The sequence below is a fragment of the Actinomadura sp. 6N118 genome (assembly GCF_044326415.1).
Lineage (GTDB): Bacteria > Actinomycetota > Actinomycetes > Streptosporangiales > Streptosporangiaceae > Spirillospora.
This window is the reverse complement of sequence record NZ_JBIRAZ010000021.1, coordinates 86292-112910: the sequence shown is the minus strand read 5'-3', so window position 1 is coordinate 112910 and position 26619 is coordinate 86292. Positions and strand designations below refer to the sequence as shown.

The 26619-nt window shown below is 69.9% G+C and carries 30 protein-coding genes; 21 read left to right on the top strand and 9 right to left on the bottom strand.

Features of this window, described 5'->3' with window-relative positions; genetic code table 11:
* The first annotated feature begins 12 nt into the window (after positions 1-12).
* The 3 genes from ACH34W_RS41190 to ACH34W_RS41180 all read left to right on the top strand — a co-directional run bounded on the left by ACH34W_RS41190 (position 13) and on the right by ACH34W_RS41180 (position 5710).
* On the top strand, positions 13-798 hold the full coding sequence (locus tag ACH34W_RS41190) for a CGNR zinc finger domain-containing protein (protein WP_395966739.1): 786 nt from the start codon (positions 13-15) through the stop codon (positions 796-798).
* A complete protein-coding gene (locus tag ACH34W_RS41185) occupies positions 795-2435 on the top strand; it encodes a DUF885 family protein (protein WP_395966631.1) in 1641 nt (546 codons plus the stop codon). The genes ACH34W_RS41190 and ACH34W_RS41185 overlap by 4 nt, the downstream gene beginning before the upstream one ends.
* A gap of 443 nt (positions 2436-2878) precedes the next feature.
* Positions 2879-5710, top strand: coding sequence for an ATP-binding protein (locus ACH34W_RS41180; RefSeq protein WP_395966630.1), 2832 nt, complete (start codon positions 2879-2881; stop codon positions 5708-5710).
* On the opposite strand, the gene ACH34W_RS41175 is transcribed toward ACH34W_RS41180, so the two are convergent.
* Positions 5688-6782, bottom strand: coding sequence for a class I SAM-dependent methyltransferase (locus ACH34W_RS41175; RefSeq protein WP_395966629.1), 1095 nt, complete (start codon positions 6780-6782; stop codon positions 5688-5690). The two genes, ACH34W_RS41180 and ACH34W_RS41175, sit on opposite strands and share 23 nt — an antisense overlap.
* A gap of 191 nt (positions 6783-6973) precedes the next feature.
* Here ACH34W_RS41175 and ACH34W_RS41170 point away from each other — a divergent pair, with 191 nt between their 5' ends.
* Positions 6974-7954 (top strand): hypothetical protein, encoded by a 981-nt coding sequence (locus tag ACH34W_RS41170; RefSeq protein WP_395966628.1) that lies wholly within the window; start codon positions 6974-6976, stop codon positions 7952-7954.
* Positions 7955-8494: 540 nt separating this feature from the next.
* Here the strand turns inward: ACH34W_RS41170 and ACH34W_RS41165 are convergent.
* On the bottom strand, positions 8495-9238 hold the full coding sequence (locus ACH34W_RS41165) for a class I SAM-dependent methyltransferase (RefSeq protein ID WP_395966627.1): 744 nt from the start codon (positions 9236-9238) through the stop codon (positions 8495-8497).
* 193 nt (positions 9239-9431) lie between these two features.
* On the opposite strand from ACH34W_RS41165, the gene ACH34W_RS41160 reads away from it, so the two are divergent.
* The 3 genes from ACH34W_RS41160 (at position 9432) to ACH34W_RS41150 (ending at position 11621) form a co-directional block, all read left to right on the top strand.
* A complete protein-coding gene (locus ACH34W_RS41160) occupies positions 9432-9914 on the top strand; it encodes a cation:proton antiporter regulatory subunit (RefSeq protein ID WP_395966626.1) in 483 nt (160 codons plus the stop codon).
* A 7-nt stretch (positions 9915-9921) separates the two neighbouring features.
* On the top strand, positions 9922-11277 hold the full coding sequence (locus ACH34W_RS41155; RefSeq protein ID WP_395966624.1) for a cation:proton antiporter: 1356 nt from the start codon (positions 9922-9924) through the stop codon (positions 11275-11277).
* A gap of 77 nt (positions 11278-11354) precedes the next feature.
* On the top strand, positions 11355-11621 hold the full coding sequence (locus ACH34W_RS41150) for a hypothetical protein (RefSeq protein ID WP_395966623.1): 267 nt from the start codon (positions 11355-11357) through the stop codon (positions 11619-11621).
* Between the two features lie 95 nt (positions 11622-11716).
* Here ACH34W_RS41150 and ACH34W_RS41145 read toward each other — a convergent pair whose 3' ends face one another.
* Positions 11717-12154, bottom strand: a complete 438-nt coding sequence (locus ACH34W_RS41145) for a hypothetical protein (protein ID WP_395966622.1) — start codon at positions 12152-12154, stop codon at positions 11717-11719.
* A 99-nt stretch (positions 12155-12253) separates the two neighbouring features.
* Here ACH34W_RS41145 and ACH34W_RS41140 point away from each other — a divergent pair, with 99 nt between their 5' ends.
* The 8 genes from ACH34W_RS41140 to crcB all read left to right on the top strand — a co-directional run bounded on the left by ACH34W_RS41140 (position 12254) and on the right by crcB (position 15876).
* Complete coding sequence (locus ACH34W_RS41140) at positions 12254-12631, top strand: MerR family transcriptional regulator (RefSeq protein ID WP_395966621.1); 378 nt, start codon at positions 12254-12256, stop codon at positions 12629-12631.
* Between the two features lie 68 nt (positions 12632-12699).
* Complete coding sequence (locus ACH34W_RS41135; protein WP_395966620.1) at positions 12700-13089, top strand: hypothetical protein; 390 nt, start codon at positions 12700-12702, stop codon at positions 13087-13089.
* A gap of 38 nt (positions 13090-13127) precedes the next feature.
* Positions 13128-13469 (top strand): rhodanese-like domain-containing protein, encoded by a 342-nt coding sequence (locus ACH34W_RS41130; RefSeq protein ID WP_395966619.1) that lies wholly within the window; start codon positions 13128-13130, stop codon positions 13467-13469.
* On the top strand, positions 13466-13978 hold the full coding sequence (locus tag ACH34W_RS41125; protein WP_395966618.1) for a MerR family transcriptional regulator: 513 nt from the start codon (positions 13466-13468) through the stop codon (positions 13976-13978). The genes ACH34W_RS41130 and ACH34W_RS41125 overlap by 4 nt, the downstream gene beginning before the upstream one ends.
* Positions 13975-14367 (top strand): hypothetical protein, encoded by a 393-nt coding sequence (locus tag ACH34W_RS41120; RefSeq protein WP_395966617.1) that lies wholly within the window; start codon positions 13975-13977, stop codon positions 14365-14367. The genes ACH34W_RS41125 and ACH34W_RS41120 overlap by 4 nt, the downstream gene beginning before the upstream one ends.
* A 254-nt stretch (positions 14368-14621) precedes the next feature.
* Positions 14622-15128: a fluoride efflux transporter FluC gene (locus ACH34W_RS41115; protein WP_395966616.1), complete on the top strand. Its 507-nt coding sequence runs from the start codon at positions 14622-14624 to the stop codon at positions 15126-15128.
* A complete protein-coding gene (locus tag ACH34W_RS41110; RefSeq protein ID WP_395966615.1) occupies positions 15125-15505 on the top strand; it encodes a DUF190 domain-containing protein in 381 nt (126 codons plus the stop codon). The genes ACH34W_RS41115 and ACH34W_RS41110 overlap by 4 nt, the downstream gene beginning before the upstream one ends.
* On the top strand, positions 15502-15876 hold the full coding sequence (crcB, locus tag ACH34W_RS41105) for a fluoride efflux transporter CrcB (protein ID WP_395966614.1): 375 nt from the start codon (positions 15502-15504) through the stop codon (positions 15874-15876). The genes ACH34W_RS41110 and crcB overlap by 4 nt, the downstream gene beginning before the upstream one ends.
* 94 nt (positions 15877-15970) lie before the next feature.
* On the opposite strand, the gene ACH34W_RS41100 is transcribed toward crcB, so the two are convergent.
* On the bottom strand, positions 15971-16336 hold the full coding sequence (locus ACH34W_RS41100) for an ester cyclase (RefSeq protein ID WP_395966613.1): 366 nt from the start codon (positions 16334-16336) through the stop codon (positions 15971-15973).
* Positions 16337-16460: 124 nt separating this feature from the next.
* On the opposite strand from ACH34W_RS41100, the gene ACH34W_RS41095 reads away from it, so the two are divergent.
* The 3 genes from ACH34W_RS41095 to ACH34W_RS41085 all read left to right on the top strand — a co-directional run bounded on the left by ACH34W_RS41095 (position 16461) and on the right by ACH34W_RS41085 (position 18127).
* Positions 16461-17075, top strand: coding sequence for a TetR/AcrR family transcriptional regulator (locus tag ACH34W_RS41095; protein ID WP_395966612.1), 615 nt, complete (start codon positions 16461-16463; stop codon positions 17073-17075).
* A gap of 99 nt (positions 17076-17174) precedes the next feature.
* The gene (locus ACH34W_RS41090) at positions 17175-17564 is read left to right on the top strand and encodes a PPOX class F420-dependent oxidoreductase (RefSeq protein ID WP_395966611.1); all 390 of its coding nucleotides are present in this window, start codon (positions 17175-17177) and stop codon (positions 17562-17564) included.
* Positions 17565-17569: 5 nt separating this feature from the next.
* Positions 17570-18127, top strand: coding sequence for an NUDIX hydrolase (locus tag ACH34W_RS41085; RefSeq protein ID WP_395966610.1), 558 nt, complete (start codon positions 17570-17572; stop codon positions 18125-18127).
* A 63-nt stretch (positions 18128-18190) separates the two neighbouring features.
* On the opposite strand, the gene ACH34W_RS41080 is transcribed toward ACH34W_RS41085, so the two are convergent.
* Positions 18191-19603 (bottom strand): aldehyde dehydrogenase family protein, encoded by a 1413-nt coding sequence (locus tag ACH34W_RS41080; protein WP_395966609.1) that lies wholly within the window; start codon positions 19601-19603, stop codon positions 18191-18193.
* A gap of 46 nt (positions 19604-19649) precedes the next feature.
* Positions 19650-20837, bottom strand: coding sequence for an MFS transporter (locus ACH34W_RS41075; protein WP_395966608.1), 1188 nt, complete (start codon positions 20835-20837; stop codon positions 19650-19652).
* Between the two features lie 120 nt (positions 20838-20957).
* On the opposite strand from ACH34W_RS41075, the gene ACH34W_RS41070 reads away from it, so the two are divergent.
* A complete protein-coding gene (locus tag ACH34W_RS41070; RefSeq protein WP_395966607.1) occupies positions 20958-21296 on the top strand; it encodes an ArsR/SmtB family transcription factor in 339 nt (112 codons plus the stop codon).
* 368 nt (positions 21297-21664) lie between these two features.
* Here the strand turns inward: ACH34W_RS41070 and ACH34W_RS41065 are convergent, their stop codons facing one another.
* Positions 21665-22516, bottom strand: coding sequence for a WD40 repeat domain-containing protein (locus ACH34W_RS41065; RefSeq protein ID WP_395966738.1), 852 nt, complete (start codon positions 22514-22516; stop codon positions 21665-21667).
* Here ACH34W_RS41065 and ACH34W_RS41060 point away from each other — a divergent pair.
* Entirely contained in the window at positions 22409-23632 is a 1224-nt protein-coding gene (locus ACH34W_RS41060; RefSeq protein WP_395966741.1) for a hypothetical protein, read from the top strand. The two genes, ACH34W_RS41065 and ACH34W_RS41060, sit on opposite strands and share 108 nt — an antisense overlap.
* Entirely contained in the window at positions 23565-23939 is a 375-nt protein-coding gene (locus ACH34W_RS41055) for a zinc ribbon domain-containing protein (protein WP_395966606.1), read from the top strand. Before ACH34W_RS41060 ends, ACH34W_RS41055 begins: the two co-directional genes overlap by 68 nt.
* A gap of 358 nt (positions 23940-24297) precedes the next feature.
* Here ACH34W_RS41055 and ACH34W_RS41050 read toward each other — a convergent pair whose 3' ends face one another.
* A complete protein-coding gene (locus ACH34W_RS41050; protein WP_395966605.1) occupies positions 24298-24546 on the bottom strand; it encodes a hypothetical protein in 249 nt (82 codons plus the stop codon).
* 779 nt (positions 24547-25325) lie between these two features.
* Entirely contained in the window at positions 25326-26549 is a 1224-nt protein-coding gene (locus ACH34W_RS41045; protein WP_395966604.1) for a hypothetical protein, read from the bottom strand.
* Positions 26550-26619 lie beyond the last annotated feature (70 nt).

The following is a 26619-nucleotide window of genomic DNA, read 5'->3' as shown; positions in this document are numbered from 1 at the left end:
GAGATTCCCTTGGTGGTCCCTCCTGCCGATCCTGAGGACGTCACAGGGCTTCCCGCCGACGTCGCGCTGGTCCACGCGTTCGTCAACACGCTCGACTTGCGCGAGTATCGCGTCCACGGACAGCGGATGCGAAGCCACGACGCATGGGAGAGCCCGGAGGCACTTGAGCGGTGGCTGCGCGAGCATCAACTGCTCACGACGCAGGGACCGGCTGACGCGCACGACGCGGCCGACGCGGCCGACGCGGCTGACCTCGAACGCGCACAGCGGCTGCGCTCGATCCTGCGCGACAGCACCCGGCAGTCGACCCCGGGTGGCACCACGCCACCTGACGACGCCTCGCCACAGGACGACACCTCGCCACAAGACGGCGCCTCGCCACAGGACGACGCCTCGCCACCTGACAACGCCTCGCCACCTGACGACACCTGGCCACAGGACGACGCCTCGCCACAGGACGGCACCTCGCAGCTCTTCCTGGGCAACGGCGCGCTGCTCACCGAGTTCCCGCTCATCGCGTCGGCCGGGCAAGGCACCGGCATTCGCCTGGTCCCCGCGGACACGGGAGTCAGTGCCGCGTTGACCCGGGTCTTGATCACGGCCGTGGAGCTGTCCGCCCGCGGGCTTTGGGCACGGTTGAAGATGTGCCCGGCCGACGACTGCCAGTGGATCTTCTTCGACCGGTCCCGGCCGGGACGGGGACGCTGGTGCTCGCCCCAACTGTGCGGGAACCGGGTCAAGATCCGCGCGTACCGGCAACGGCGGCAACCGGCACTCGAACCGGAGACGGAGAAATGACGCAGCAAGCTCGAAAAGACCTGGAGGATCTGGGTGAGGAGTTCTGGACGTGGCGCGCGGCCACGGCGCCCGACTCCTACGACGACCTGCCACGGGTACAGCGTCCGCACGGCTGGGTGCCCGACTGGTCCGCCGATGCGATCGCCGCACGGCGCCGTACGCTGCGGGAGTTCACCGGCCGCCAGCAGGCTCTCGACCTGTCCGATGCGCCGACTGCGGTACAGGTAGATGGGCGGCTGCTGCGGTCGGCCCTCGATCGGGTGCACTGGGAGCTGGACCTGCTGCGCAGTTGGCAGCGCAACCCATGCTTTTACATCGATCAGGCTCTCGTCCCGATCTACAACCTGCTGCTGGCGCCGCCGCCCTTCGACCAGCATCGCGCGGCGGCGATCGTGGGCTGCCTGGAGCGGGTGCCCGACATCCTGCGACAAGGCTGCGACAACCTGGCCGGGCACGCCGTCGCGCCGTTCGCGCAGTACGCACTCCGGCAGCTCGGCACCGCCACTGATGCGCTCCGGGAGTCGATGACCGCGTTGGCGCCACTGCTCCCCGAACCGCAGGCGGACGCGCTGCGCCTGGCCCTCGACGCGGCAGCCAACGCGGTAGAGGGCTTCAGTGACTGGCTGACCGATCATCTGCCGGTCTTCACCAGCGCGATCGCCGCCGGGCCGGACACATTGGCGTTCCTGCTGCACCGCATCGCCCTCCTGCCGTACTCGGCCACAGACCTGCGTGCGATGGCGCGGCAGGAGTGGCGGGGAGCGGTCTCGGAGGAGAACGCACTGCGCCAGCGTCACCGTGACCCGGCGCCCCCGACGTTGCCACGTGACACCGCAGAGCTGATCGAACGCCAGCAAGCCGCCGAGTCGGCAACCCGGCGCTTCTATACCGAACACGGTCTCCTCAGCCAGCCAGACGACCTTCGTCACTACCGATACGCCCCCATGCCGCCCTACATTGCCCCGCTGACCTGGCTGGGCGTGGAGCACGACGCCACCTCACCGACGCGGGACGCCGTAAGGTACGTCGCCGATCCGCACCCCGGCCTGCCGTACTTCCAGCTCGCCGCTGCGCGCGACCCGCGCACCACCATCGCCCACGAAGGCGTCCACGCCCAGCAACTCGCCCTCTCGTGGCGGCACCCCGACCCGTTGCGCCGGCACTTCTACGATTCCGTGCCCAACGAGGGCATCGCCTTCTACAACGAAGTGCTCATGCTGCAGATCGGCTACTTCGACGACTCGCCTCACACCGAGCTCTTCGTGGTCAACGCCATGCGGCTCAAAGCCCTGCGCGTCGAGATCGATCTCTCCCTCGCGCTGGGCGACCTCACCCTCGACCAGGCCGCCGCCCGGCTCGCGACAGCCGTGCCCATGGACGAGGAGACGGCTTGGTTGGAGGCGGTCTACTTCGCCAGCCACCCCGGCCTTGGTCTCGGCTATCTGACCGGCAATCTCCAGATCCTTGACCTGCTCGTGGCCTGCATGGAACGAGACGGCGGTGCCTTCGACCTCCAGCGATTCCACGACAGGCTCTGGCGGGAGGGCAACGTGCCGCTCACCCTGCAGCGCTGGGAGCTCCTTGACCTACGCGACCACCTCGACAAGGCCGACCGCCTCAGCGCCAGTCAAATTTGAACCCGGCCACGCAGCCGCAGCATGCTCGGAATTCCTCATCGGACAACTGGGCCCACTTGATCAGGCGGGGATTGTGGTGCGGCATTTCAGGACGACAGAGGTGCCCCAGCGCCGCCCGAGCGCGTTGCGGTGGACCGGCGGGCCGTCCTTGTATGAGCTGGGGACGGTTTGCCGGACCACTGCGGTCACTTGCTCTGCCGAGTCAGCAGCGAATCAGGACACCGGAAGGCAGCGACCCGCCACCTCGCCACCCCGTCCGTGTCCGTTGTCTGCGAGTTCCGAGGCGTTCGAAGTTGACCATGCGCGCGCAAATGGTAGAAGTACTCCACGCCGTTCTTCATGTAACCACACCCATCCCGTTTCGCCCTGTCGTTGGAGCAGAGGATCGGGAGCGCAGGGTTAGTGTGGATCGCAGGAATCCCTAGCGTGTGCACAATCGGAACATGGCCAATGAGGGGACATCACCCGCAGTAGGCATTTCGGCCCGTGAGGCGGAGGTCCTGGCCGCTCTCGGCGAACATCTGACCAACGCCGAGATCGGCGCTCGGCTGTTCATCTCCATCCGCACCGTGGAGAGTCACGTCTCGTCGTTGCTGCGCAAGCTACGGGTGGATGATCGCCGCGCGCTGGCCGCGCTTTCGGTGAACTTGCGCTCCGATCCGGCGGGCGTGCGGGGTGCGCCGCCCGTGGTCGCGATGCTGCCGTCGCCGTTGACGCCGTTCGTGGGGCGGGTGGCCGAGCAGGCGGCGCTGACCCGGGCGCTGCACGAGCACCGGCTGGTCACGGCCGTCGGCCCGGGCGGGGTCGGCAAGACCCGCCTGGCCCTGAGCGTCGCCGCCGACGTGAGTGGCCGGTTCAGCGACGGCGTCTGGTACGTCAATCTGGTGCCGGTGACCGATCCGGTGATGATCGCACCGGCGATCGCGGACGCGCTCGGCCTCGGGGAGAGCCAGAGCCGATCGGCGGCGGACAACGTCCTGGGCTGGCTGGCGGGTCGGGAAGCGCTGCTCGTACTGGACAACTGCGAGCACCTGCTGGACGGCGTGGTCGTCCTGCTGGAACGGCTCCTCGCCGGCAGCCCCCGGCTGGTGGTGCTGGCCACCAGCCGGTCCAGGCTGCTGGTGCCCTTCGAAGGGGTGTTCCCGGTGCCCGGGATGTCCGTCGAAGCCGACCACGGCGGCCCCGGTGACGCGGTCGAGCTGTTCCTTGGACGGGTCGCTGCCGGTGGAAGCCGGCTCAGATCCGGCGAAGAGAAGCGCGTCGCCGCCATCTGCCGGGGCCTGGACGGCATGGCGCTGGCGATCGAACTGGCCGCCGCCCGCTATGCGTCGCTCGGTCTCGACGGGCTGGAGGCCGGGCTTGCCGACCGGCTGCGGCTGCTGACCGGCGGACCGCGGGTCGATGACCGGCACCGATCGCTGCGTTCGACGCTCGACTGGAGTCATGCGCTGCTGCCCGGACCCGACCAGGCGGTGCTGCGCCGGATCTCGGTCTTCGCCGGCTCGTTCACCGCCGGCGCCGCCGCGACGGTTCTGGCCGGCTGGCCGCCGGTGCCGACCGGCGCCATCGCGACCATCCTGGCCGGCCTCGCCGACCAGAGCCTGCTGCTGGCGATCCCTGATCCGAGTGGGACGGGCTACCGCGCCTTGGAGACCGTTCGCCAGTACGGGGTGGACCGACTCGAAGACGCGGGCGAGTCGGACGAGGCGCTTTCGCGCCACCTCATGTGGTGTCTGGGTGAGAGCGCGGATCTCCAGGCCGCCTCACGCGAGCCCACCGGTTCTTGGCGGGCGGCGTTCGACCGGCTCGCCGACGAGCTGCGAGCCGCCCTGGCCTGGGCGGCCGGTGCTGCCGGACGGCGTCCCGACGCCTACCGGCTGGCGATCGGACTGGCCGAGCTGACCTTCACCCGGGGCATGCCCGGGGAGTCGCAGCGGCGTTACCAGCAGGCGGCCGAGCTGGCCGACGACGACAGGACGGCCGCCGACGCCCTGCGCGCCGCGGCGGGCGCCGCGGAATCCCGGCAGTTCGGTACCGAGGCACTGCGGCTGCGCAGGGCCGCGGCGGACGCGGCGCTACGAGCGGGTGACCGGGCCGGCGCGGCGACCGACCTGGCCCGGAACGCGGAGCTGATCACCCGTGGCCCGGGGTTGATGGCCGCCGGTCCGGTGGCCGGGCAGGTGGAGGCGCTGATCGCTGAAGGGTGGGAGCTGGCCGGCGGCGACCTGGCCGCGCAGGCGCGGCTGCTCACCGCCGAGGCGTTCAACGGCGTGACCGCCGATCCGGCCACCGCCGAACTCGTCGAGCGCGCGCTCACCCTGGCCCGCCGCATCGGCGACCCGCTGATCGAGAGTGCCGCGCTCGACCAGCTCACCGCGATACACACGGTTCGCGGCGAGGTCGGCGCCGCGGCGGCCAGCGCATCGCGGCGCACCGAGCTGATGGCCCCGCTGCTGGTGACGGCCATCACCGGGCTGGAGTTCTTCGACGGGTTCACCATGGCCTCCGACTGCGCCGTCGCCGCCGGCGACCTGCGGGCCGCGAGGCGACACGCCGAGCGCCTGCGGGACCTGCCCTTCCACGGGGAAGAGGGCCACCTGGCGACCGTTCGGCTGCTCGTCGTCACGGCGCTCGCGGGTGACTGGCACGAGACGGTCACGTTGGCGGAGCGGTTCCGGGAAGGTTGGGACCGGGCCGGTCGGCCCCGTGCGAGCAACCTCGGCCGCGGCGCGTACGCGGCCGCGACGGTCCACGGGCTGCGTGGGGACGACGACGCCCGTGCGGAGTGGCTGGACCTCGTCGACGCCCTGCAAACGCCGGACCGCTCGCTCGCGGGTTTCGGTTATGGCGAGTTCTTCGACGCCCTGCTCCTGCTGCACCGCGGTCTACCGCGGGACGCGGTGGGGGTGCTGGACACACCCCCAGAGCAGCTGAAGGAGTGGTACAACGCCGCATGGCGTGCCTGGAACGCCGCGCTGTGGGCCGAGGCCGCTGTCCTGTCCGGGCACGAGGACGCCGCCGGACGCCTCCGGCGCGCACGCGTGGCGACGGCGGGCAACTTGATCGCCACCGCGATCGTCGATCGCGCGGCGGCCATGACCGTACGAGGCGGCGACCGCGACGGTTTGAACGTCGCGGCCGCTGCCTTCGCCGATGCCGGGTGCCGCTATCAGTGGGCCCGCACGCTCGTGTTCCTCGGCGGAGAGCAGCGGGCCCAAGGTGAGTCCGAGCTGGCGGGGATGGGTGCGACGGTCATGGCCTGGCCTCCAGAATGATGTTGAACGGGGTCTCGGCCACCCGCCGCACGTGGCTGAACCCGGCCTCGCGCAGCACCTCGGTCAGCCGGCGTTCACCCGCCTGCGCGCCCAGTCCCAGCCCGACCTCCTGGGCCAGCGAGCCCGGCGTGCAGATCACGGTGGACAGGCCGTAGTAGGTCCGTCCGACCGGGTTCAGGTTCTGCTCCAGCGTGTCGCCCGCGTTCGGCTCTACCAGCAACAGCGTGCCGTCCGGAGCCAGCGACCCTCGGATGCGACGAGCCGCCCCGACCGGGTCGCCCATGTCGTGCAGGGCGTCGAACAGGCACACCAGGTCGTAGCCCTGGCCGGGGAAGTCCTTCCCGGACGCGACGTCGAACTTCGCCCGCTGGTGCAGGCCGGCCTCCCGCGCGGCCGTGCGGGCGGCCTCGATGGAGACGTCGTGGAGGTCGAAGCCCGCGAACGTCGACCGCTCGAACGCCTGAGCCATGATGAGCGTGGACGCGCCGAGCCCGCACCCCACGTCGGCCACGCTCGCCCCTGAGCGCAGCTTCTCGACCACGCCGTCCAGCGCCGGCAGCCATTCCTCGACGAGGTGGGCGGCGTAGGAGGGACGGAAGAGCCGCACGATGCCGGAGAACAGCCGGTGGTCGTGCGCGTCCCAGCCGACACCCGCCCCCGTACGGAACGCCTCGGCCAGCACATCGTGGTCTGCGTAGCAGGAGGCGATGGCCTCGAAGGCGCCGCCGAGGAAGACCGGACTGTCCTCGTTCGCGACGACCATGGCCTGCTCGGCCGGCAGCTCGTAGGTGCCGGCGGCCGGGTCGTAGACGACGTAGCCGCCGGCTGCCTGGTTGCCGAGCCATTCACGGACATAGCGCTCGGTGGTGCCGGTGCGTTGCGCCAGCAGGGCCGAGGTGATCGGGCCGGCGCCGGCCATCGCCTTGTAGAGGCCCAGCCGGTCGCCGAGGTGAAGCAGCAGCCCGGAGATGGCGGCCCCCATGTCGACGACCGCCTGCCCGACGAAGGCCTGGAGTTTGGCCTCGTCGATCGCCGGGAGGTCGATCGCCGGAGTGCCGGTTGCGGTGGTCATGAGCTTCTCCGCTCTTTGTGCAGGTCCCCCGATGGACCTGTGGGTGAAGCGTGTGCGTCGGCGCGGACTGGGGGCATCCGTGGCCACCACGGAAGCACCGGTCCCCGTGGCGGGCACGGATGCCCGGTGGCCCGAAGGCGACTCAGGGTGGTACCAGCGGCGAACGTCCGTCGTGTGACCGAAGGGCCCACGTGCAGCCGAAGCCACCCTCGTGGCTGCGGCTCCACCCGGCTGACCCGGACTGGCAAACCAACGCGCCCAACTGTGATTTCGAGCAGGAAGAGGAATGTGCAATGAATATCCGACGAACAGCCATGTTGATGGCGGTGGCTGTGATGGGGGTGCTCTCCGTCGTGCCCCCCGCCACCGCCGCCACGCCCAGCACCTTCGGTGCGCTGGTGCCCAGCACCTTCACCCAGGAATACGCTTCGGGGAGGATCCCGCTGACAGGTGATGTGAGTGTCCCCGTGTCGTGTCCAGCCGGCAAGGCGGCCGTCTCTGTGGGCGGCCTGGCCGAAGGGTTGTACAGCATCACGCCCGGGCCGAACTACGACGGTGGGGTGGTGAGCGCGCACGCAGTCAACGGCAACACCGGCCAGTCGATAGTCGCCAACGCCACTTGCGCGCCGACCGAGCAGTTCGCCGGCACGACGGTCGGCACGCGTGAGCAGCATGCCCACTCCACAACCGGAGAATGGACGGCGACCAAGACCTGTCCTGCCGGAATGCGCGCGTTCGGAGGCGGTGGCTACTTCAGGACACGCAACGGCGCCGTCAGTGCGGACCAGTTCTTCCTCAGCGCCAGCACCCCCACTCTGGATGGAAGGGGCTGGACAGTCAGTGCGCTGAACAACACCTTCACCGACACGCTGGTCGTCACCACCCGGTGCGCGTTCCAGTCGACCTCTACCCGACTGGTGGAAGAGATCTATCCCGTCGTCCCGGAGCGCCCGGGGGCCGTCGGGAGGGCCCAAGGCTACGCACACTGCCCGGCGGGCTTCCTACCCATCTCCGGAGGAGCGCATTTCACGCAGGACGGTTCCGCATCGGCAGCCCATGCGCAGCTGTCGGTGTCGACTCCGGTGGACAACGGCCAGATCGGGTGGTTCGCCAACGGCACCTCCGGGGGTGAACACGCGCAGCTGCACGTCCTCGCGCTGTGCGGCTCCTAGACATCCATGGTGCCCGACGCCAAGAACACCAAGACGGCCAACAGGAACGTTGCCGCCCTCCGCAACCGGGTGATCAACCAAAGGCGGCCGAGTCGCTGATTCAACAGCAGCAACGTCCACCCCAGCGGCGAGCGGCACCCATCCTCACGAGGGGTGCCGCCCGCTTGGCGTACATGGCCCCACTCAGTCTCAGCTTCTGTTCTCAAACATGCGATCTTGCTGTTGGGGGCTGACACCACTGCACCGGGGTCCGCGTGCCGCAAATCTAAGCCTGCACCTGGGCACCGACTCCGAGTGCGGTTCATCGGGTTCTTGTGGGTGTGGTCGAGCAGGTGCAGTCGCTGACGCAATTGCGGCCTGGACATGGACCCGCCTCGACCTCACGGCCGCCTGACGCCCACCACCTTGCTGGGTTCAGCAGGTCGGATGGAGTGCCGGGCCGACGGCTCGGCCGCCGCGATGCGCAGCTATTCACGCAGGTGAGGCGAGCGGCTCGGGCGGTATCTGGCAGGTCCGGGGGGTGATGGCGATGTGTCAGCTCTAGCGGTGTAGACGGGCGACGATGAGGGTGGTGGTGGTCATCGGTATGGCCAGGTGGATCGGTTCGATGTGCTCTGGTCGCAGTCCGGCCGCGGTGAGAGAGCGGTCCAGGTCGGCGGGCAGGAGCACCTGGCCGCCGCGGTGGGGTGCAGGCGGTAGCCATCGGCGGGGATGCGGTCGCTGCTGGGCTGAGTGGCCGGGCGGCGGTTGCAGTACGTCGGCGATGACGATGATGCCGGTGCGGGTGGTGGTGATGCGTCCGATTTCGGTGAGGCCTTGCCGCCGGTTGTGCCAGTGCCGCAGGGACAGGGTGCTCACTATCAGGTCGAAGGTGGCGTCGGGGAAGGGGAGTGCTTCGGCGCGGGCGCGCACGAACCCGATCCTGGCGGTGACGGCGGTGGTGCGGCCGGGGGGTCTGGCCGCGGCGCAGCGGATCATCTGGGTGGAGGGGTCGGTGCCGATCAGGGCTGCGTGCGGGTAGGTGTGGGCGGCGGCGTGCAGGAGGCGGCCGGTGCCGCAGCCGACGTCCAGGATCCGGCCTGGGTCGGGAGCGTGCCGGTGGGCGTGCTGCAGTACGGCTTGGTGGACCGGTTGGTAGAGCGCCTGTTGGAGCAGGCTGGTGTCGTAGGTGGCGGCCCACGGGTCGAACGGCTCCGACGGGTCGGCCGCAGGCTGGGGTGGCCGGGCGGTCGGCGTGGCCGGCGCGGCTTGCTCGCGGTGGCGCGTTCGGCGGGGAGCTGCCACGGGTTCACGATCTCACCATCGCGCCGGCGGTCAACAGCTTCCGTTGAACCTGCGTGGCGGGTGGGGCTCTGATTGGCAGGCGGCGCCGCGGTTCTGGGATCATGACGCGCCGGGTGACTGGCGGGCGGTATGCGGCATTTGAGCTGGGAACGACGGGTTCCCGGGTGGCGCGTGAAGGTAAGCGGGAGAGGTCATGGACGTCGAGCGGACATCGTTGCCGGGGATCGGGCTGCGTCACATGTTCACCACCAGGCGGGGTCGTCAGCTGGGTGTGGTGTCGCATCGCACCGGCCGCCGCGACGTGGTGATCTATGACAAGGAAGACCCTGACAGCTGTGTGGTGTCGGTGGAGCTGACCGGTGAGGAGGCCAACGGGCTCGCCGAGCTGCTGGAGAGCGACCGGGTGGTGGAGCGGCTGGCCGAGCTGCACCGCCAGGTGGAGGGCCTGGTGACCGAGCAGATCCCAGTTCCCGCCGGATCCCCGTATGCGGGGCGGCCGCTGGCCGACACGCGCGCCCGCACCCGCACCGGCGCCTCGATCGTGGCCGTCGTACGGCACGGCGAAGTGATCGCCAGCCCTCGCCCGGACTTCGTGTTCGCCACCGACGACGTGGTGGTGGCGGTCGGCACCGGCGACGGTACCGCGGCGGTCGCCGACATCTTCTCCAGCGGGTGATGCGGGCATGCACGGCGCTACACAACTGATCGAGCTCGGCGCGATCATTCTCGCGCTCGGCCTGCTGGGCGCGATCGCGCAGCGGTTCTCCATCTCCGCGATCCCGCTGTACCTGGTGGCCGGGCTGGCGTTCGGGTCGGGTGGGATCCTGCCGCTGGGCGCTAGCGAGGACTTCGTTGCGATCGGCGCCGAGGTCGGGGTGATCTTGCTGCTGTTCACCCTCGGCCTGGAATACACCGCCTCCGAGCTGGTGGGCACCCTGCGCACCTCCGCGCCCGCCGGCGTCGCGGACCTGGTGCTCAATGCCGCCCCCGGTGTGCTGGCAGCCGTCCTGCTGGGATGGGGGCCGGTGGCCGCCGTCGCGCTCGGCGGCATCACCTACGTCACCTCCTCGGGCATCACCGCCAAGGTGATGGGCGACCTGGGCTGGCTGGGCAACCGGGAGACCCCGGCGGTGTTGTCGATCCTGGTGTTCGAAGACCTGGCCATGGCCGCCTACCTGCCCATCCTCACCGCTGTCCTGGCCGGAGCCTCCCTGGCCGCAGGCGCCACCACGCTGGGCATCGCCGCCGCCACGATCGCGGCGATCCTGTTCATCGCACTCAAGCACGGGCGGCTGGTGGAACGGTTCGTGACCAGCCCGAGCGACGAGGTGCTGCTGCTGAAGGTGCTGGGGCTGACCCTGCTGGTCGCCGGGCTCGCCCAGCAGTTGCAGGTCTCGGCCGCCGTCGGCGCGTTCCTCGTCGGCATCGCCCTGTCGGGTCCGCTCGCGCACACCGCCCGCGACCTGCTGGCACCGCTGCGCGATCTGTTCGCGGCGGTGTTCTTCGTCTTCTTCGGCCTGCACACCGACCCCGCCGCCCTACCGCCGGTGCTGGGCGTCGCCGCGCTGCTGGCCGTCGCGGGCATCGCCACCAAGCTGGGCACCGGGTGGCTGGCCGCCCGCCGCGCGGGCGTCGCCGTCACCGGCCGGATCCGCGCCGGCGCCGCCCTAGTGCCCCGCGGCGAGTTCAACATCGTCATCGCCGGGCTGGCCGTATCCGCCGGGATCAACCCCAAACTAGGGCCCCTGGCCGCGGCCTATGTCCTCATCCTCGCCGTCGCGGGGCCGCTGCTGGCCCGCACCGCCGAACCGGCGGCCCACACCCTGCGCGCCGCGCAGGCACGCCGCGCCGCTCGCCGCGCCACCGACCACACCGGGCCCCAGGAGGTTCCCGGGCCTCGCGGCAGTCTCGTGGCCCGGTCCCACCACCAGCGCGACGACCAGGACAACGACGACCAGGACAACGGCGAGGGCAACGACGTCGGTGGTAAGGATCGCCCGATGGACGACCTGCCTGACGGCGGTGCCCGCCACCGATGACCCGATCCGTCCACCACCTGGCCGCGCCGCGCCCTCGGGTGGACAAACCACGAAGGCGGTGATGGGTTCAGATCATCATGTTCAGCAAATTCACCCGGATCTCACCGCGCTGGTTCAGGCACCGGCTCACCGGCATCGAGCGGGCGCTGACCCACCATGACCCCACGTTCGTCGCACGGTGGGAGGCGTTCGCCACCCAGGGCGGGTTCCCCGCCACCGGCGCCATGTGCGCCCGGCTCTCGCCCATCGCCTACGAGCACATCAACTTCCTGGGCCGCCACGCCTTCACCCGCGCTGGCACCGCCGCTGGACTGCGGCCCTTTCACGACCCCGCGCACGCTTGACCGGCGGGCCGCCGAGGGGACTGGGATGGTTACCGCCGGGCGAGGGCGGCCCGCCTGCCCGGCAGACGGGCCGCCGACCGGAGGAGGCGCCAGGGTCAGGTGGGCTGATGGATGATCTGGTGCACGGTGCCGCCCGGTTCGGTGATGAAGCGCAGGCCCTTGGCGGCCAGGTGGTCGCCGAGCTGGTCGGGGGTCTGAGCGGCGGTTTCGGGGAGCAGGTAGTACTCGGCCAATAGTGCGCGTGCGGTGTCGTTGTCGCTGACCGCGCAGTCCCAGATGACCTGGTCGCCGTCGGTGCGGATGTCGAAGGCGAAGAAGGCGCAGCAGGCCTTCTCCCGCGCGGCCAGCTGGCGTACCTGGTCCTCGACGCCGGGTTGGTTGCGCAGCCGGAACCGGATGCCCTGGGTGGTCTTCTCGCGGCCTACCAGGTACTGGCCGAACAGCCGCTGGTAGGCGTCCAGACGTTGCTGGGGGGTGTCGGTGGCGCTGGTCATGTCGCAGACAACGGGGGTGGATGCGGGCGGGATGTCCATCAAGACTCCTTTGCCAAGAGGGGGTGGTGGTGCCTTGTGGCGGCCACATCCCAGACTCTAGAGTCTGGACCATAGTCCAGAGTCAAGGGGTGAGGGCAGTTGAGGATCGGGGAGGTCGCCCGCCAGGCTGGGGTGAGCGTGGACACGGTGCGCTTTTACGAGCGGCGCGGGGTGGTGCCCGCGGCCGAGCGCCGCCCGTCGGGGTACCGGATCTTCGACGCCGGGGTGGTGGAGCGGATCCGACTGGCCAAGGGGCTGCAGGAGCTGGGCCTGACGTTGGACGAGGTGGTCGACGCGCTGGCCGCGCACGACGCGGGCGGGGCCACCTGTGACAGCGAGCGGTGGCGGCTGGAGGCGGTGGTGGAACGACTCGAAGCCAAGATGGCCCAGTTGTCCAAGGCACGCGACGCCGCCGTGGCGGGCCTGCGCGACTGCCGCGCCGGCCACTGCCGGTTCACCCAGACCCCGCCCCGATGAGCACTGCGAAGTTTGTTGAGGTTGAGGGCTTGCATCCGGTACCGGGGTGCAGGCTTACCGTCGAAGACATGGAACTGACGCAGAACACAACGGGCACGGCTGACCAGGCCGGCCGAGGCGAGCTCGGCGTTGAGAATCTGGGGTGGGTGCCGTCGGCGTGCACGCTGCCGACGGCGCAGCAGCCGCTGCGGGTGGCCGAGTTCGACGCCTTCTTCGCCGGTGCGGTGCAGGGGGTGACGCGCATCGACCGGACCCGGCTGAGTTGGGATCTGGAGTTCTCTCCCGAGGTCGCGGCCCAGGCCGCAGGGTTGGCGGCGCGCGAGAACGGGTGCTGCTCGTTTTTCACCTTCACCGTCGCCGACGGGGTGATGACGCTGGCCGCGCAGGTGCCCGACGCGCACGCCGAGGTGCTGGACGCGCTGCAGCAGCGCACCCAGACCGCGGCCGCACCGGCGTAAGTAGCGGCGCATCGTCTGTGCAGGGGGATGGAGGGGTGATGGACCGTATTGAGCGCCAGGAACTGCTGGCCTTGCTGGAGCGCGGGGGCGTGCAGCTGGTGGAGGCGTTGCCGGCCGATGCCTACGACGCCGAACACCTGCCCGGGGCGCGCAACGCGCCGGACCGGGTGACCGCCCAGGTGGCCGCGGTGGCGGCGCCGGACCGGGCGGCGCCGGTGGTGGTGTATTGCTCGGGCCCCTATTGCAACCGGCCCCGGATCGCCGCTGCGGCGCTGGTACGGATGGGTTACCAGGACGTGCGGGTGTACGTCGGCGGCAAGCAGGACTGGGCGCAGGCTGGGCTGCCGCTGCAGGGCACCCGCACCGGAGCACCGGCATGACCGGCGACAAGCCCGGCGCAGAGCCCGGGGATGTGTCCGGCGGCGGGCCGGTGTGGGCCGGTGCGGCGGGGCTGCGTACCGGGCAGGTCGCCCAGCGGGCCGGGGTCAACATCCAGACGCTGCGCTACTACGAGCGCCGCGGGCTGATCGCCGAGCCGCACCGCAGCCCCGGTGGGCATCGCGCCTACCCGCCCGAAACGGTGACGGTGCTGCGGGTGATCAAGGCGGCGCAGCGGCTGGGATTCACCCTGGAGGAGGTCGCCGACCTGCTGGAGACCACCCGCCACCGCCATCCCCGGCCCGGCGCAGCCGATACGGCGCTGGGTGAGCGGGCCCGGATGAAGCTGATCGAGGTCGAGCAGCGCATCGCCGACCTGCGGGTCATCGGCGCCGCACTGAGCCAGACCATCGACGCCGGCTGCACCGACCTGATGGAGTGCGCCACCACCCAGTGCTGCCCGCTGCCGTTCGCCGACCTGGCCCGCCCCGACCCTGGAGAGCAACCGTGAAGACAACGCAGCCGAAGACCACGCAGCAACCACCGGGCCAGAAACGGCTGGCCAAGAGCGGGGCCGGGCTGGGGGTGCTGGCCGGGGCGGCGTGCGTGGCCTGCTGCGCGCTACCGGTCCTGATCGGCACCGGAGTGCTCAGCGGCGGCGCCGCGGCGCTCCTAGCCGACAAGCTGCCTCTGGTCGCCATCGCGCTGGCGGTCGCGGCGGCCGCGGTGCTGCTGCTGGCCGCCCGCCGCACCACCCGCCGTACCAGCTGCGCAGGCCAATGCGGCTCCACCAAGTCCAGCACCAAGGCCAGCAGCCGAGCTGGCAGTTCGCGTTCGGGCTGTGGGTGCGCCTCCGCCACCACCAGCGTCACCGGCACGGCCCCGGCGTCGCACCTGTGACCGCTGCGTACGCGGCCGTGCCGTAGCCAAGTGCGGCCCGGCTGGGCCAGATCGGCCTGGTCGCTGCGGAGTCGCCCTCATGGAATATCCTGGGCCTGACCCTCTGGCGTGATCGTCGGGGGAGGTTGCGGTGGTGGGGCCCACCGCCCCCCGTCTGCGGGCTCGGTCCGTGTAGGTGGGGTAACTGCGGCTTGTTCCGGCAGGTCGCCAACGGTCCCTACCGATGACCTCGTCATGCCGGTAGGGAGAATGTGATGTCGGAGACAGGCGCGCACACCGCTGAGGCGGTGGATCCCGATGTTGATCTGTCGGTGCCCCGGCAGCGGTGGGAACTGCGGCGGGCGCCGTGGAGCACCCTGGGCGCGATCTCGGCCGGCGGGGTGCTCGGGGCGCTGGCCCGCTACGGCATCAGCACCGCGTTCCCGCATCCGCCGGACGCCTTCGCCTGGGCGACCTGGGGCATCAATGTGTCGGGGTGCCTGCTGATCGGCATCCTGATGGTGGCGATCACCGAGCTGTGGCAGGCGCACCGGCTGGTCCGCCCGTTCCTGGGCGTAGGGGTACTGGGCGGGTTCACCACGTTCTCCACCGCCATCGTCGAGGCCCAGCAGGCCGTACAGGCCGGCGCCGCCCCGACCGGCCTGATCTACCTGGCCGCGACCCTGGCCGGAGCGCTGGTGGCGGTATATGCGGGGGTGCATCTGACCCGGCTGCTGGCCCGCCCGCTCAGGCGCCACCGTGAGGGGAGGGGGCGGTCATGAAGCTGGAAGGGTCCGCGCTCCGGCTGACGATCTTCGTTGGGGAGAGCGACAGCTGGCATCACAAACCGCTCTACCACGAGATCGTGCGCCGGGCGCATGCCGCAGGGCTGGCGGGCGCCAGCGTGATCCGCGGCATCGAGGGCTATGGCGCCTCCAGCCGCATTCACACCAGCCGCATCCTGTCGCTGTCTCAAGACCTGCCATTGGCGATCGTCATCGTCGACGCCGCCGACAAGGTCCGCGCGTTCCTGCCGCAGCTGGACGAGTTGGTCACCGAAGGGCTGGTCATCATCGACCCGGTCGAGGTGATCCGCTACGTCGGCCGCCCCGCCGACGGGTCGGCTGATGGCCCCAGCACGCCGGGAGGTGGGCGGTGAGTGCGGGAACGGTGCTGCTGGTCGCGGTCGGCGCCGCGATCGGGGCGCCGCTGCGTTACCTGGCGGACCGGATGATGCAGGCCCGCCACGACAGCCTGTTTCCGTGGGGCACCTTCACCGTCAACATCGCTGGGTCGGCGCTGCTGGGTTTCCTGGCCGCCCTTCCGGCTGGCCACGGGGCGATGGCGCTGGCCGGGACCGGGTTCTGCGGCGCGCTGACCACCTACTCCACCTTCGGCTACGAGACGCTGCGGCTGGCCGAAGACGGCGCCCGTACTTACGCCGTCCTCAACGCCGCCGTCTCCATCACCGCCGGGCTGGGCGCCGCGTACTGCGGCATGGCCCTGGCCCAAGCGCTCGCAATCTCATGACCCGCCCGGCCCCAGACCCTGCCCGGCCTCCAGCAACAACAACTGCACGTTCCGTTCCACCGAATCATCTGAGGGCTGAAGGCGCCTCTTGGCCTTAGCCGAGACGTGGATCTGGGCCCTCGGTGACGCCCCACGCCTCCGCGAAGCGGCCATCGGCGATGCGGAAGATCTCCATGAGCGTTGGCTGCGCGTCGCCGTCCGGGGGCGCGATTCCCTGTACGGACGAGCGGACGGCCACTCTGTCGCCGTCAACCAGGATGTCGTCGGCGACGACGCGCACGTCGGGGAATTGGGAAACGAGCTTGCGCCAGGCGTCCCTCCCTGCCTCGAACCCGGTGGTGCCGAGCGGATGGCTGAAGAAATCGGGCGCATGCAGGTCGGCGGCCTGGTCGAACTGCCGCGTGTTGAAGCACTCGTGCATCCGCCGCACGAGTGCGATCGCGTCGTCGCGTGTGGTCATCGGCGTGGTCTCCTCGTGGCTGGTGAATCGGGCCATGCTGAGCAGCGCGACCCATAAGCGGGGTGCCGCCCCGGTTACAGATCCAGAGTATACGGTGCGGCGCCCCGGTTATGCTGATGCCGACATGTCCAGCCAGCCGCCTGAGCCCGCTCCGGCAGCTCACGGGAGTGACCGCGAGTTGCGGGCTGACGCGCGCCGAAATAGGGAGCGGGTGCTGCGGACCGCGCAGCAGCTGTTCGCGACGGAGGGTCTGGGTGTCTCGCTCGATGAGATAGCTCGCCGCGCGGGGGTCGGCCCCGGCACCGTCCACCGGCACTTCCCTGCCAAGGAAGCGCTGTACCTCGCTGTCGCGATCGACTCGTTGGAACAGCTCGTGGCGGAGGCAGAAGCGCTCGCCGCCACCGAGGATCCCGCAGCCCTGTTCACGTTGCTGTCCCGGATGATGGCTTCGGGCGCCGAGAACGCAGCTGTCAAGAGCGCGCTCGTGGCCGCCGAGTTCGACTTGCGCACCGCCGCCCCGGACGTCGCAGTAGACCTCACACGCCATGTCGCAGATCTGCTCAAGCGCGCGCACGCTGCCGACGCCGTACGCCACGATCTCACCGTCGACGAGGTGATGGCACTCGTCGCCGGCGCCTTCGCCGCGATCCGCCACGCCAACGCAGAGACCAGCCGCAAACGCTCAGCACACATCGCCCAGCTCATCCTCGACGGACTCCGCCCCCAACCCGGTAACTGACCGGCATGGACGGGCAACCTTGGTTTCGCTCGGACGCCAGATGCGTGGGCCCGCCCCGCGTTTGACTTACATCGGTGTCAGGGTGACAAGCTGGCCCGCATGATCTTCACACAGGCGGAACTTGACTATCTGACCAGCCAACCTCTCGGTCGCCTGGCCACCGCCTCTCCGAGTGGTCAGGTGCAGAACAACCCCGTGAATTTCTTTGTGGACGCCGCCGCGGGCACGATCACAATCGGTGGGGGCGCGCTGGGAGCGTCCAAGAAATTCAGGAACGTCCAGAAGGGCAGCACCGTGTCGCTCGTCGTGGACGACCTGGCCTCGATGGACCCGTGGACGCCGCGCGGCATCGAGATCCGGGGCTCGGCGGTGGCCCTGACCGATCACGAGCCGCCGCTGCCGGGCCTGTCCCGGGAGATCATCACGATCACGCCGAGTCAGATCATTTCGTGGGGACTGGACGGGCCCAGGTCGAGCCGCAAGGTGTGAAGCTCATGGCCCCTCACGAGCGGAGCCAGCTCTCGATGGAGACGCGGCAGCGCAGGCCGTTCGGATGGGGGCAGTATCGAGGTGTGGATGAGATTCCTTGCACCGACGAGGCGGGTAACGAGCTGCTGGGGTTCCTGCCTTTCGCCGCAGAGGGATCTCACGTGCTGGATCCGCCTCAGCCGCTGCCTTTGGCGCTGGCTGCGGTTTGGGACGGCCCGCGGCTGCTGTTGGTGTTCAACCGGTTCCGTCAGTGCTGGGAACTGCCGGGCGGCTTGATCGATCCCGGCGAGACCCCATACCAGGCGGCGGTCCGTGAGCTGTACGAGGAAGCCGGCTTGGATCTGCCCGCGCTCGCGTTGGTTGGATATGCACGCTTCCAGCTCGTTGCGCAGCAGCGCCCCGAGTACGGTGCCGTCTATCTCGGCGAGGCGGGGCCGCATGACGGCTTCGTCCCGAACGATGAGATCAGCGCGATCTGCTGGTGGGATCCAGCCGGCCCGCCGCCGGGCGATGCCCAGAGCCTTGACTTGACCTTGGCTCGTTTGATCGATGTCGCCAGGTGAGCTCGCCGACCTGCCGTGCGATCATGCGGCTGGTCAGACGGCTTGTCGCTCACTCTCCGGCGTTCACGCGATTCTTGCCGGGCCGGTGAGGACCTGGAGCTCGGTAAAGCGGTGAAGGCCCCACGGTCCGTTGGTCACGCCGATCCCGCTCTGCTTGTGGCCTCCGAACGGAAGGTCCGGGCGCAGGCCGTTCCCGTGGGCGTTCACCGTGACCTGCCCGCACTCCAGCCGCGACGCCACGTTCGCAGCTCGGGCGGCGTCGTTCGTCCATACCGACGCGGTCAGGCCGTAGGGGGTGGCGTTGGCCCGGTCGACGACATCGTCCAGATCGCGGTAGGCGATGACGGGCAGGGCGGGGCCGAACTGCTCCTCGTCCACGATGCGGATGCCGTCCGCCACACCGGTCAAGATGGTGGGCGCGAAGAAGTATCCGGGACGGTCCAGCGCCCGTCCTCCGGCTGCGGCGACCGCGCCGTGTGCGATGGCGTCGGTGACCAGCTCGGATACCCGGTCGAACTGCGGGCGATTGGCGATCGGGCCCTGTTGAACGTCGTCGAACCCGCTCCCGACACGCGCTGTCCTCGCTCGTTCCGCGAGAGCCTCCACCAGCTCGGCGTGGCGTCGCTCGTGCACGTAGACCCGTTTGATCACCATGCAGTTCTGGCCGTTGTTCATGAACGCGCCGGTGAAGACGTCGCCCGCGATCCGGCCGGGATCGGCGTCCTCGAGCACGATGGCGGGATCGTTGCCGCCCAGCTCCAGGGTGACGCGCTTGAGATCCTTGGCCGCCGCGGCGGCGACCTTCATCCCGGTCGCGACCGACCCGGTGAAGCTGATCTTCCACGGGGTGGGGTGCGCCGTCATCCAGGCGCCGAGGGGATCCCGCCCGCTGACGATGTTCAGCACGCCGGGCGGGAAGACCTCGCGCAACATCTCTCCCATCGCCAGGGTGGCCAGCGGCGTGAACGGTGAGGGCTTGAGGACCACGGTGTTGCCCGCCAGCAGCGCGGGCGCGAACTTCCAGACCGCGAGGATGATCGGCAGGTTCCACGGAACGATCGCGGCCACGACGCCGACCGGGCGGCGCACCACTTCGGCGAAGCCGTTCCGGTCGTCCTGGACGATCTCGCGCGGGAGCTCCAGGCCGGCGTAGTAGCGCAGCCACGCGGTGGCCCAGCCGATCTCGGCGCGCGCTTCGGGAAGGGGCCTGCCCTGCTCGGACGTGAGCAACCGCGCGAGCCGTTCGGTGTTGGACTCCAGAACGTCGGCGGCGTCAAGGAGGGTGCGTCGTCGCGCCTTGTCGTCGAGCTTCCAGTGGCGGTAGGCCTCGGCGGCGGCGTTCATCGCGGCGTCCAGATGGTCTCTCCCGGAGTCCGGGGCCTGCGCGAAGACTTCGCCTGTGGCGGGGTCGATGACGTCGAACGTTCCGTCGCCCGTCGCTGCCGCGCCGTTGATGGTCATGGTGAATCCGGTCATCGTCGTTCCTTACTTGTCGGGTGACTGGTGAAGTGCGGGAGCCGCGTCAGGCTCGTTCCGGCTCGGTGGACTGATGCCGGTGTCCGGCGTCGGTGCTGTTGCCGTGCGCGGCCGGGCGGCGGGTCGTTGCCAGGGTGAGGGCGAACGCCAGTGCGGTGATCGCCGCAGCGGGCAGCCCGAGCCGGGCCGGAGTGATCCAGTTCTGGGCGAGCCCTCCCAGGCCGCCGCCGACCGCGATCCCGGCGTACACCGCCGCGGAATTGAGGCCGAGCAGGATCGGCGAAGCGGCTGGCGCGTGGGCAACCAGGCGGTGCTGCTGCGGAACGACGGGGATGCCGATGCAGAGACCCCAGAGCGCGGCCCACACCACGGCGGACGCGAGGTCGGCCATCATGATCGGGCTGACCGCCAGCACCAGCGTCGCGGCGAGCAGTGCCACGGCCAGCACGCGTTCGGGACGGTGTCGATCGGTGAGGGGCCCCGCGATGAGGGTCCCGGTCAGCGTGCCCAGTCCCCAGGCGAGCAGCAGGACGGTGAGCGTCGTCGCCGATCCGCCGGTCAGGCCCTCCGTCGCGGCCGCCACGTACGGGTAGAGCAGGTACGACCCGGCCAGCGCCGTCATGGTGACGACCAGGACGCCCAAGACCCAGGGCTGTTTCATGGGGGCGAGGCGAGCGCGGAACCCGGCGGCGGGCAGCGTGAGCTTGGGCAGGCCAACGGCGATGCCCAGGGCCGCGACGAGCCCCGCTCCGGCGACGGCCCACAGCGTGAGCCGCCAGTTGGTGCCGCCGATGAGCGTACCGATGGGCAGGCCGAGCGCGGTCGAGGCGCTCAGACCGCCCATGACCAGCGCCAGCGCGCCTCCCCGCCGTTCGGGCGGCACCAAGGCCACGGCTGAGCTGGACGCGGCGGAGGTGATGATGCCCGCGCCGGCCGCAGTGACGATGCGGGCGATCAGGACGAACGTGTAGCTGGTGCTCAACGCTGTGGCGGCGTTGCCCGCGACGAAGACGGCCAGGGCCAGCAGCAACGCGGTGCGCCGGTTCATGCCGCTCGTGGCCGCTCCCAGGACAGGGGCCGAGATCGCGAAGGTCAGGGCGAACGCGGTCACCAGCTGCCCGGCGACGGGAACCGTGACACCGAGATCCTCCGCCATCGCCGGCAGCAGCCCGGCGATGACGAAGTTATCGGTGCCCACCGCGAACGTGGCCAGCGCCAGGGGAAGCAACCGCACGAACACAATCGTTCCTTCCGTTGGACTGTTGGGCGATCATCAAACTAACGGCGAGTTTGATATTTGTCCAACAATCAAACGGACGCTACCGTGGACCCGTCGAAAGGCACGGAGGAACCGATGCGCGAACTACCGCACCCGCCAGCGGAGAACATCACGCTGGCCCAGCTCATGCACGCGCTGTCCGATCCGGCGCGGCTGGAGATCGTCGCCCGGCTTGCCGACGGCGACGAGACCTGCCTGCCTCTCGGCACCGGCATCGAACTGCACAAGTCCACGCTGTCGCACCACTACCGCGTCCTCCGCGAGGCAGGGCTCACACGCACGACCGTGGACGGACGGACACGGCTGATCAGATTGCGGCGCGACGACCTGGACAAGCTGTTCCCGGGCCTGCTCGACGCCGTACTCCACGCCTTGACGTCACAGTCAGCAAGACGGACCTCCGCCGCAAGCTGACAGCCGCGCCCAACGAGCATCCCGAGCCAGGCGAACCACCTGCTGAAACCCGTCCACCAGCCCACCGCCGGTCAACGAACACCCTTAGCCAGCCTCGGCCGCACCTTTTATTGCTTCGCCGCCCTCTATAACGAAGCGACCGCATGGTCACCATCACCTCAAACCCCTGACAGCTTGACGCCTTGAGCACCTGGGACGTCTTGGGGCTGGTCGTGCGGACCCGAGCGCGGGTGGCGCAGCGCCTCGTCGAGTTCCCCCGGGGCGCTCCGCGGGATCTCCTCGCGCCCGCAGTTCGACCAGGTCCCCGCACGGCAACGGGTATTCCTGCTCGACCTGGCCTGGGAAGAAACAGAGAAGCCGCCGCCTGGTCAAAAACGGTCGGGCGGCGGCGTGAAGTCGTAGTCCCAGTCAAGGTCCCAGATCAGGATGCACCCCGCACCGTCGAATGATGCGAGGGTATGGCCGTCATCGGCGAGTAGCGTTCCCGCTACGACCTCGTCGTGTCCTTCAAGCATGGCGAGCTGGCCACCGGAGCGGACATCCCAGACCCGTACGAGCATGTCGAATCCTCCGGAGACGCCGAACCGGCCATCGGGGCTCACCTGCCGAAACGACGGCAACTGCTCGCGCTGGAGTGTGCGTCGGCCCGCGTGCAGGTCCCACACCTCGATTCCGCTGCCTTCCCGACTGGCGATCGCGGTGTCTCCATCGGTCCACAGTGGGCCTACTTTGCCGGATTCGTCAGGCGCGTGCAGGGTTCGTCGGTGACTACCCGTTCGTGGGTCCCACAGGTGGAGGCCGCCGTCATCGTGGCCGGACACCAGCACAGTGCCGTCCGGGCTAAGCGTGGTTGCGCCCAGAGGGAGTTCGCACAGGCAGTGGCCCGCTGCGACATCCCAGAGCCGCGGACCTTCCTCGCCCCACCTGGGCGCGGTGAGGAGGTATCGCCCGTCGCGGTCGGCCACCAGCGTGGTCGGCTTGGCCGTGTGGCCAGCGAGTTCCGCGCGGCACTTTCCGGTGGCGAGGTCCCACACACGAACGAGCATGTCGGCGCCCACGGAAAACCCAACGCGCCCGCTGGCGTCTACTGCCACCGCTTCAACCGGACCGTCGTGGCCGCGCAGCACCCGCGCACAACGTCCGGATGGAAGGTCCCAGAGCCGGACGGAGGCGTCCTCACCAGCCGACAGGGCAATCCGTCCAGCCTCGTCGAGGGCGATCCACGGGATACGGCCGTCGTGCCCTTCCAGGCGGATACGCCGCAGGCCGTGATCGAGTTCCCAGACCTCGATGGTTCCGCGTTCGTCACTGCGCAGGATCCGGTGGCCAACCAGGTCAACCAGGCCCTGGCCGCATGGTCCGGAGCCGCCGTCCCCAAGATCCGCGCGTTGATCGCCGCGCTGGATGTCCCGGCCGAACGCAAGAGCAACCTGTTCCGCATCAACGCTGGACGGGCCTGGTTCCGCTCCGAATACACCACTACCAGCCGCACCGGTGGGCAGGATGGTGGCGGTGTGTTCACCGCCACGCTCGAGGACTTGGCGCTGGCACGCCGCCTGGCCGAGCAGGCGCTGCGCATCGATCATCCGTTCCCGAACCTGGCGCGGGTCCGCACGATGTTGTTCGACGGCCCGATCGCCCAGCGTGAGGACTCCGCCGGCGCCACCAACGGGGGATCGTTCGCGTGGTGGCTGCGGATCTCCCGCCTGCCCGGAGCCGGCGCCCCGGTCCGCATCCCCCTGCAGACCAGCCGCTATTTCGACGCACAAGCTGGGGAACTGTCCAGCGTGGTACAGGTCGCCGTCTCCGACGGCGACGGTGCGGACGACGGTGAGGTCACCATCCGGCTGGTCAAAACCTCCCCCAAGTCCCAGCCCCGCACGCAGGGTGAAGTGGTCGGGCTGGACTGGGGGCTGTGCAACCTGCTCACCACCAGCCACGGCCAGCGCCTCGGGCAGGCCCTGTACCCGTGGCTACGGGCCCGCGACGCCGAGCTCACCACCCTGCAGGCCCGCCTGTCCCAGCGCGGTGTCCGGTTCCGCGACAGCAAACGCTGGCGCAACCTCACCAAGCGGATCCGCCGCTACGCCGAGAACGAGATCGGCCGGATCCTCAACCGGCTCACCGCACACGACATCCGCGAACTGGTCGTCGAAGACCTCGACTTCCGCGGCAAGGGCCTGTCCGCGACCCTGCGGCGCCTCCCGCGCCGGACGCGCCGTCCTCAAACGGCGCCTGGCCGCCCTCACCCAGGACCACGGCATCACCGTGACCACCATCAACCCCGCCCACACCTCCCGCCAATGCTCCGGGTGCGGGTTCGTCCACGCCCGTAACCGCCGCACACAGGACCGCTTCGCATGCAGGTTCTGCGGCAAGACCCTGCATGCCGACATCAACGGCGCCCGCGTCATCAAGGCACGACGTTCGTGCCCCGGCGGGCTGCAAACGATGACCCGGCACCAGGTTCTGGCCTACCTCGACCACCGGTTCACCCAACACTGGGGAACCGGCCCGGCCGAGATACGCCAGCGACACCAACGCGCGCCCACAGTCGCGCTGCCCCAGACAAAACCACCCCCTGGAAATAGAGGTGGTCATGGCCGGGGTCCGAGCGGCATTCCACCAAATGCCACAAAATGAAGAACTGTTGCGCCATCGCTACCAGCCGACATCCATCCTGCCGCACGATCATCGGGACCGGTCCGGAGTGCCATCGACTTGGTCCCATCCTGAGAGGAGTCGTGGCACGAGGCCCGTCCAGGCTCACCTGGTCATCCGGGGATGATCGGCATGCCGATGTTTCGGCGCGCCCGCGGGCTGGCCGTATGAAGAGCCTCTTCCTGATGCTCATGGGGCAGAACGGAGATCGGGGTCTTCCCGGCGGCAAACCTCACTGGGGACCTGCAGGTGGGGCGGCACTTGATCGTGTTCTGAAGGGTGTTTGATGCACGCTTCGGTCACGCTGCCCGGCGGCCTCGGCACGTCACGGCCTTGTTGATCAGCGCTGGATCTCCTTGTCGGAGCCGGTGGCGATGATCCGGAGGGCACACAGCGTCAAGTAGTACCTGTCGTGAGAGCCGAGGCCAAGGTAGGTCTCCAGCGGCGCCTGCTCGAGCAGATCGAGAACGGCGGAGATGTGGCGGGCGTGGGCGGCCTGCCGAACCAGCTCGGCGTTCGCGCCCGAACGTTGACCGCGGGGCGTACGGAGAAACTTCTCGTGAGCCTCAACGAGGTCAGCGATCTCCATCGGGGTCGGCGGCTCGGGTGCCGGAGGTGCCGCGTCCAGCCGTTCTGCCTTCCTCAGGATCTTCTCGATCTGCGGGGCTACCTGGGGTCGCAGGCGGTCGGGGCAGAGCTCGACGAACCGCCGCGCCCGCTCGGCCCCGTTCCGCTGCGCGTACAGGATCGCGATCTCGCGTGACAGCCCCGGGGGTATGGACGCCTTCCGGGTCGCTCGCCCTGACCTGCTCGACCACCTCGCCGGCGAGATGGAGCAGGTCCTCGAAGGTGGCGGTCTCCGGTGGCGGCCACGCGGACGGCTCGGCCGGTGCGCTGCCTTGGAAGGGTTCGACGAGTTCGTCGAGGGGAGGGGCGGCTCCGTCAGCGGCCGCGGGAGCGTTCGGAAAGATCTCCAGGCCGCCCCAGCGGACCGGCCAGGCGAACCTGCGGTCCACCGACCAGGCGAGCAGCGCGTCCAGGTCGCTTTCCCGGCCGGGAGGGGCGATGACCAAGCCGGGCTCGAACGCGACTCCCCAGGTGCGCGCGTCCAGCGCGAACGCGGGATGGGGCTCGAAGTCCACACCGATGTCCTCTCCGTCCAGATTCAGGGGGTTCGGTCCGGGCGGCTCCCGCAGGAACTGGAATGGGCCGACCACCTCACCGGTCCCGGCCTTGACGAACCGCAGCCCCGGGATCGTCCCGCCGTCCTCGTCGAACGAGGTGACGATGACGAGCACGTCGTCCGCACCCCACAGCACCCCGTCCGCGTCCTCCGGTATCTCGACCGCCCGGGTTCGCTCGGGGCGTTCACCCAAGTCCCAGATCTCGATCCGGCCCTCGCCGGTCAGGCAGGCGGCGCGGCCGCCGTCCGGCGACCATGCCCACGCGGTGAGGTCGGGCGTGTTGTACCCCGTCGGGCTGAGCGCCAGATCCAAGTCGTAGTCGTGCTCGCCGGTCGCCTTGACGATGCTCACGCTCGGGCGTTCGCCTTCGTCGTTGCCGACGGGCGTCACGATCGCCAGCCGTCCGGCCGGGCCCCAGGAGAGCAGTTCGGCACCCGGGCGGGCAGCGTGCACCGCCACCGGTTCCCCGGTCACCGCGTCGCTGATCGTCAGCTGACCGTTCCGCTGGTGGGCAAGGAGCCCGTTCGTCCGGACTCCAGGCCGGCAGCGGGCCGTCGAGGTCGTGAGTGTCCCTCAGCCAGACGACCCTGCGCGCGGCGACGTCAATGGAGCATCCCCACCCGGACGCCTCGTACCTGTAGACCCCGTAGACCCGCTCGCCATCCTTCGACCACGCGGACCAGTCGAGGGAGAGCGGCTCTCCGTCGAGTACGGCGAGCATCTCATCGGACAGCGACTCGACCGGCACCAGAGCCTCGACGGCCTCGACGTCGTCCAGCGGGAAGAGCCGGCCTCGCTGGTCCTTCCGGTGCCAGCCGCCCCACATCACCACACGTTCGCCGTCTGGCGCGAAGGCGAAGCGCGGTCGCGAGTCACTCACGTCCACCTGGACGATCGGCGCACCCCAGAGGCCCTCCTGGTCGCGGAACGGTTCCCAGACCCCCACCATCGACTTGTCGTGCACCACCGCGATCCGGGAGGCGTCGGCCGACCACTGGATCATGTGCCGCGCGCTCTCCCAACCCACGCCGCCGGGAATCCTGTCGATGACGTTGACGCAGCGGCCGGTGGCGACCTCCCAGACCTGCAGCACGCCGCCGTCGTCGAACTCCTCACCGACCGCGCTGCCGATCGCCAGGTACCGGCCGCAGGGGCTGAGCACGTGCGTCAGCAGCTCGGCCCGGTGCGTGTCGGCATGGCGGAGCAGAGCGCCGTACGCCTTGATCTTCGCGGTCGCATGGCGGTGCGCCTCGGTGACGCCGTGCGCCCGTTCCAACGCGGCGAGCGCGTCACGGAGCGGCGGCAGGTCGCGCTCGGGCGCGAACGCGTCCCAGTCAGCGGCCCTCACCATCTCCAGCGCCACCCCGGGATCCCGCGCCACCACGGCGAAATCGTCAGCAATGATCATGACGTCAGACGTTAACGGACACCCCACAAGAACTACGCCATTCGGCGTAAACGGCAAGGTCAGAGGCTCA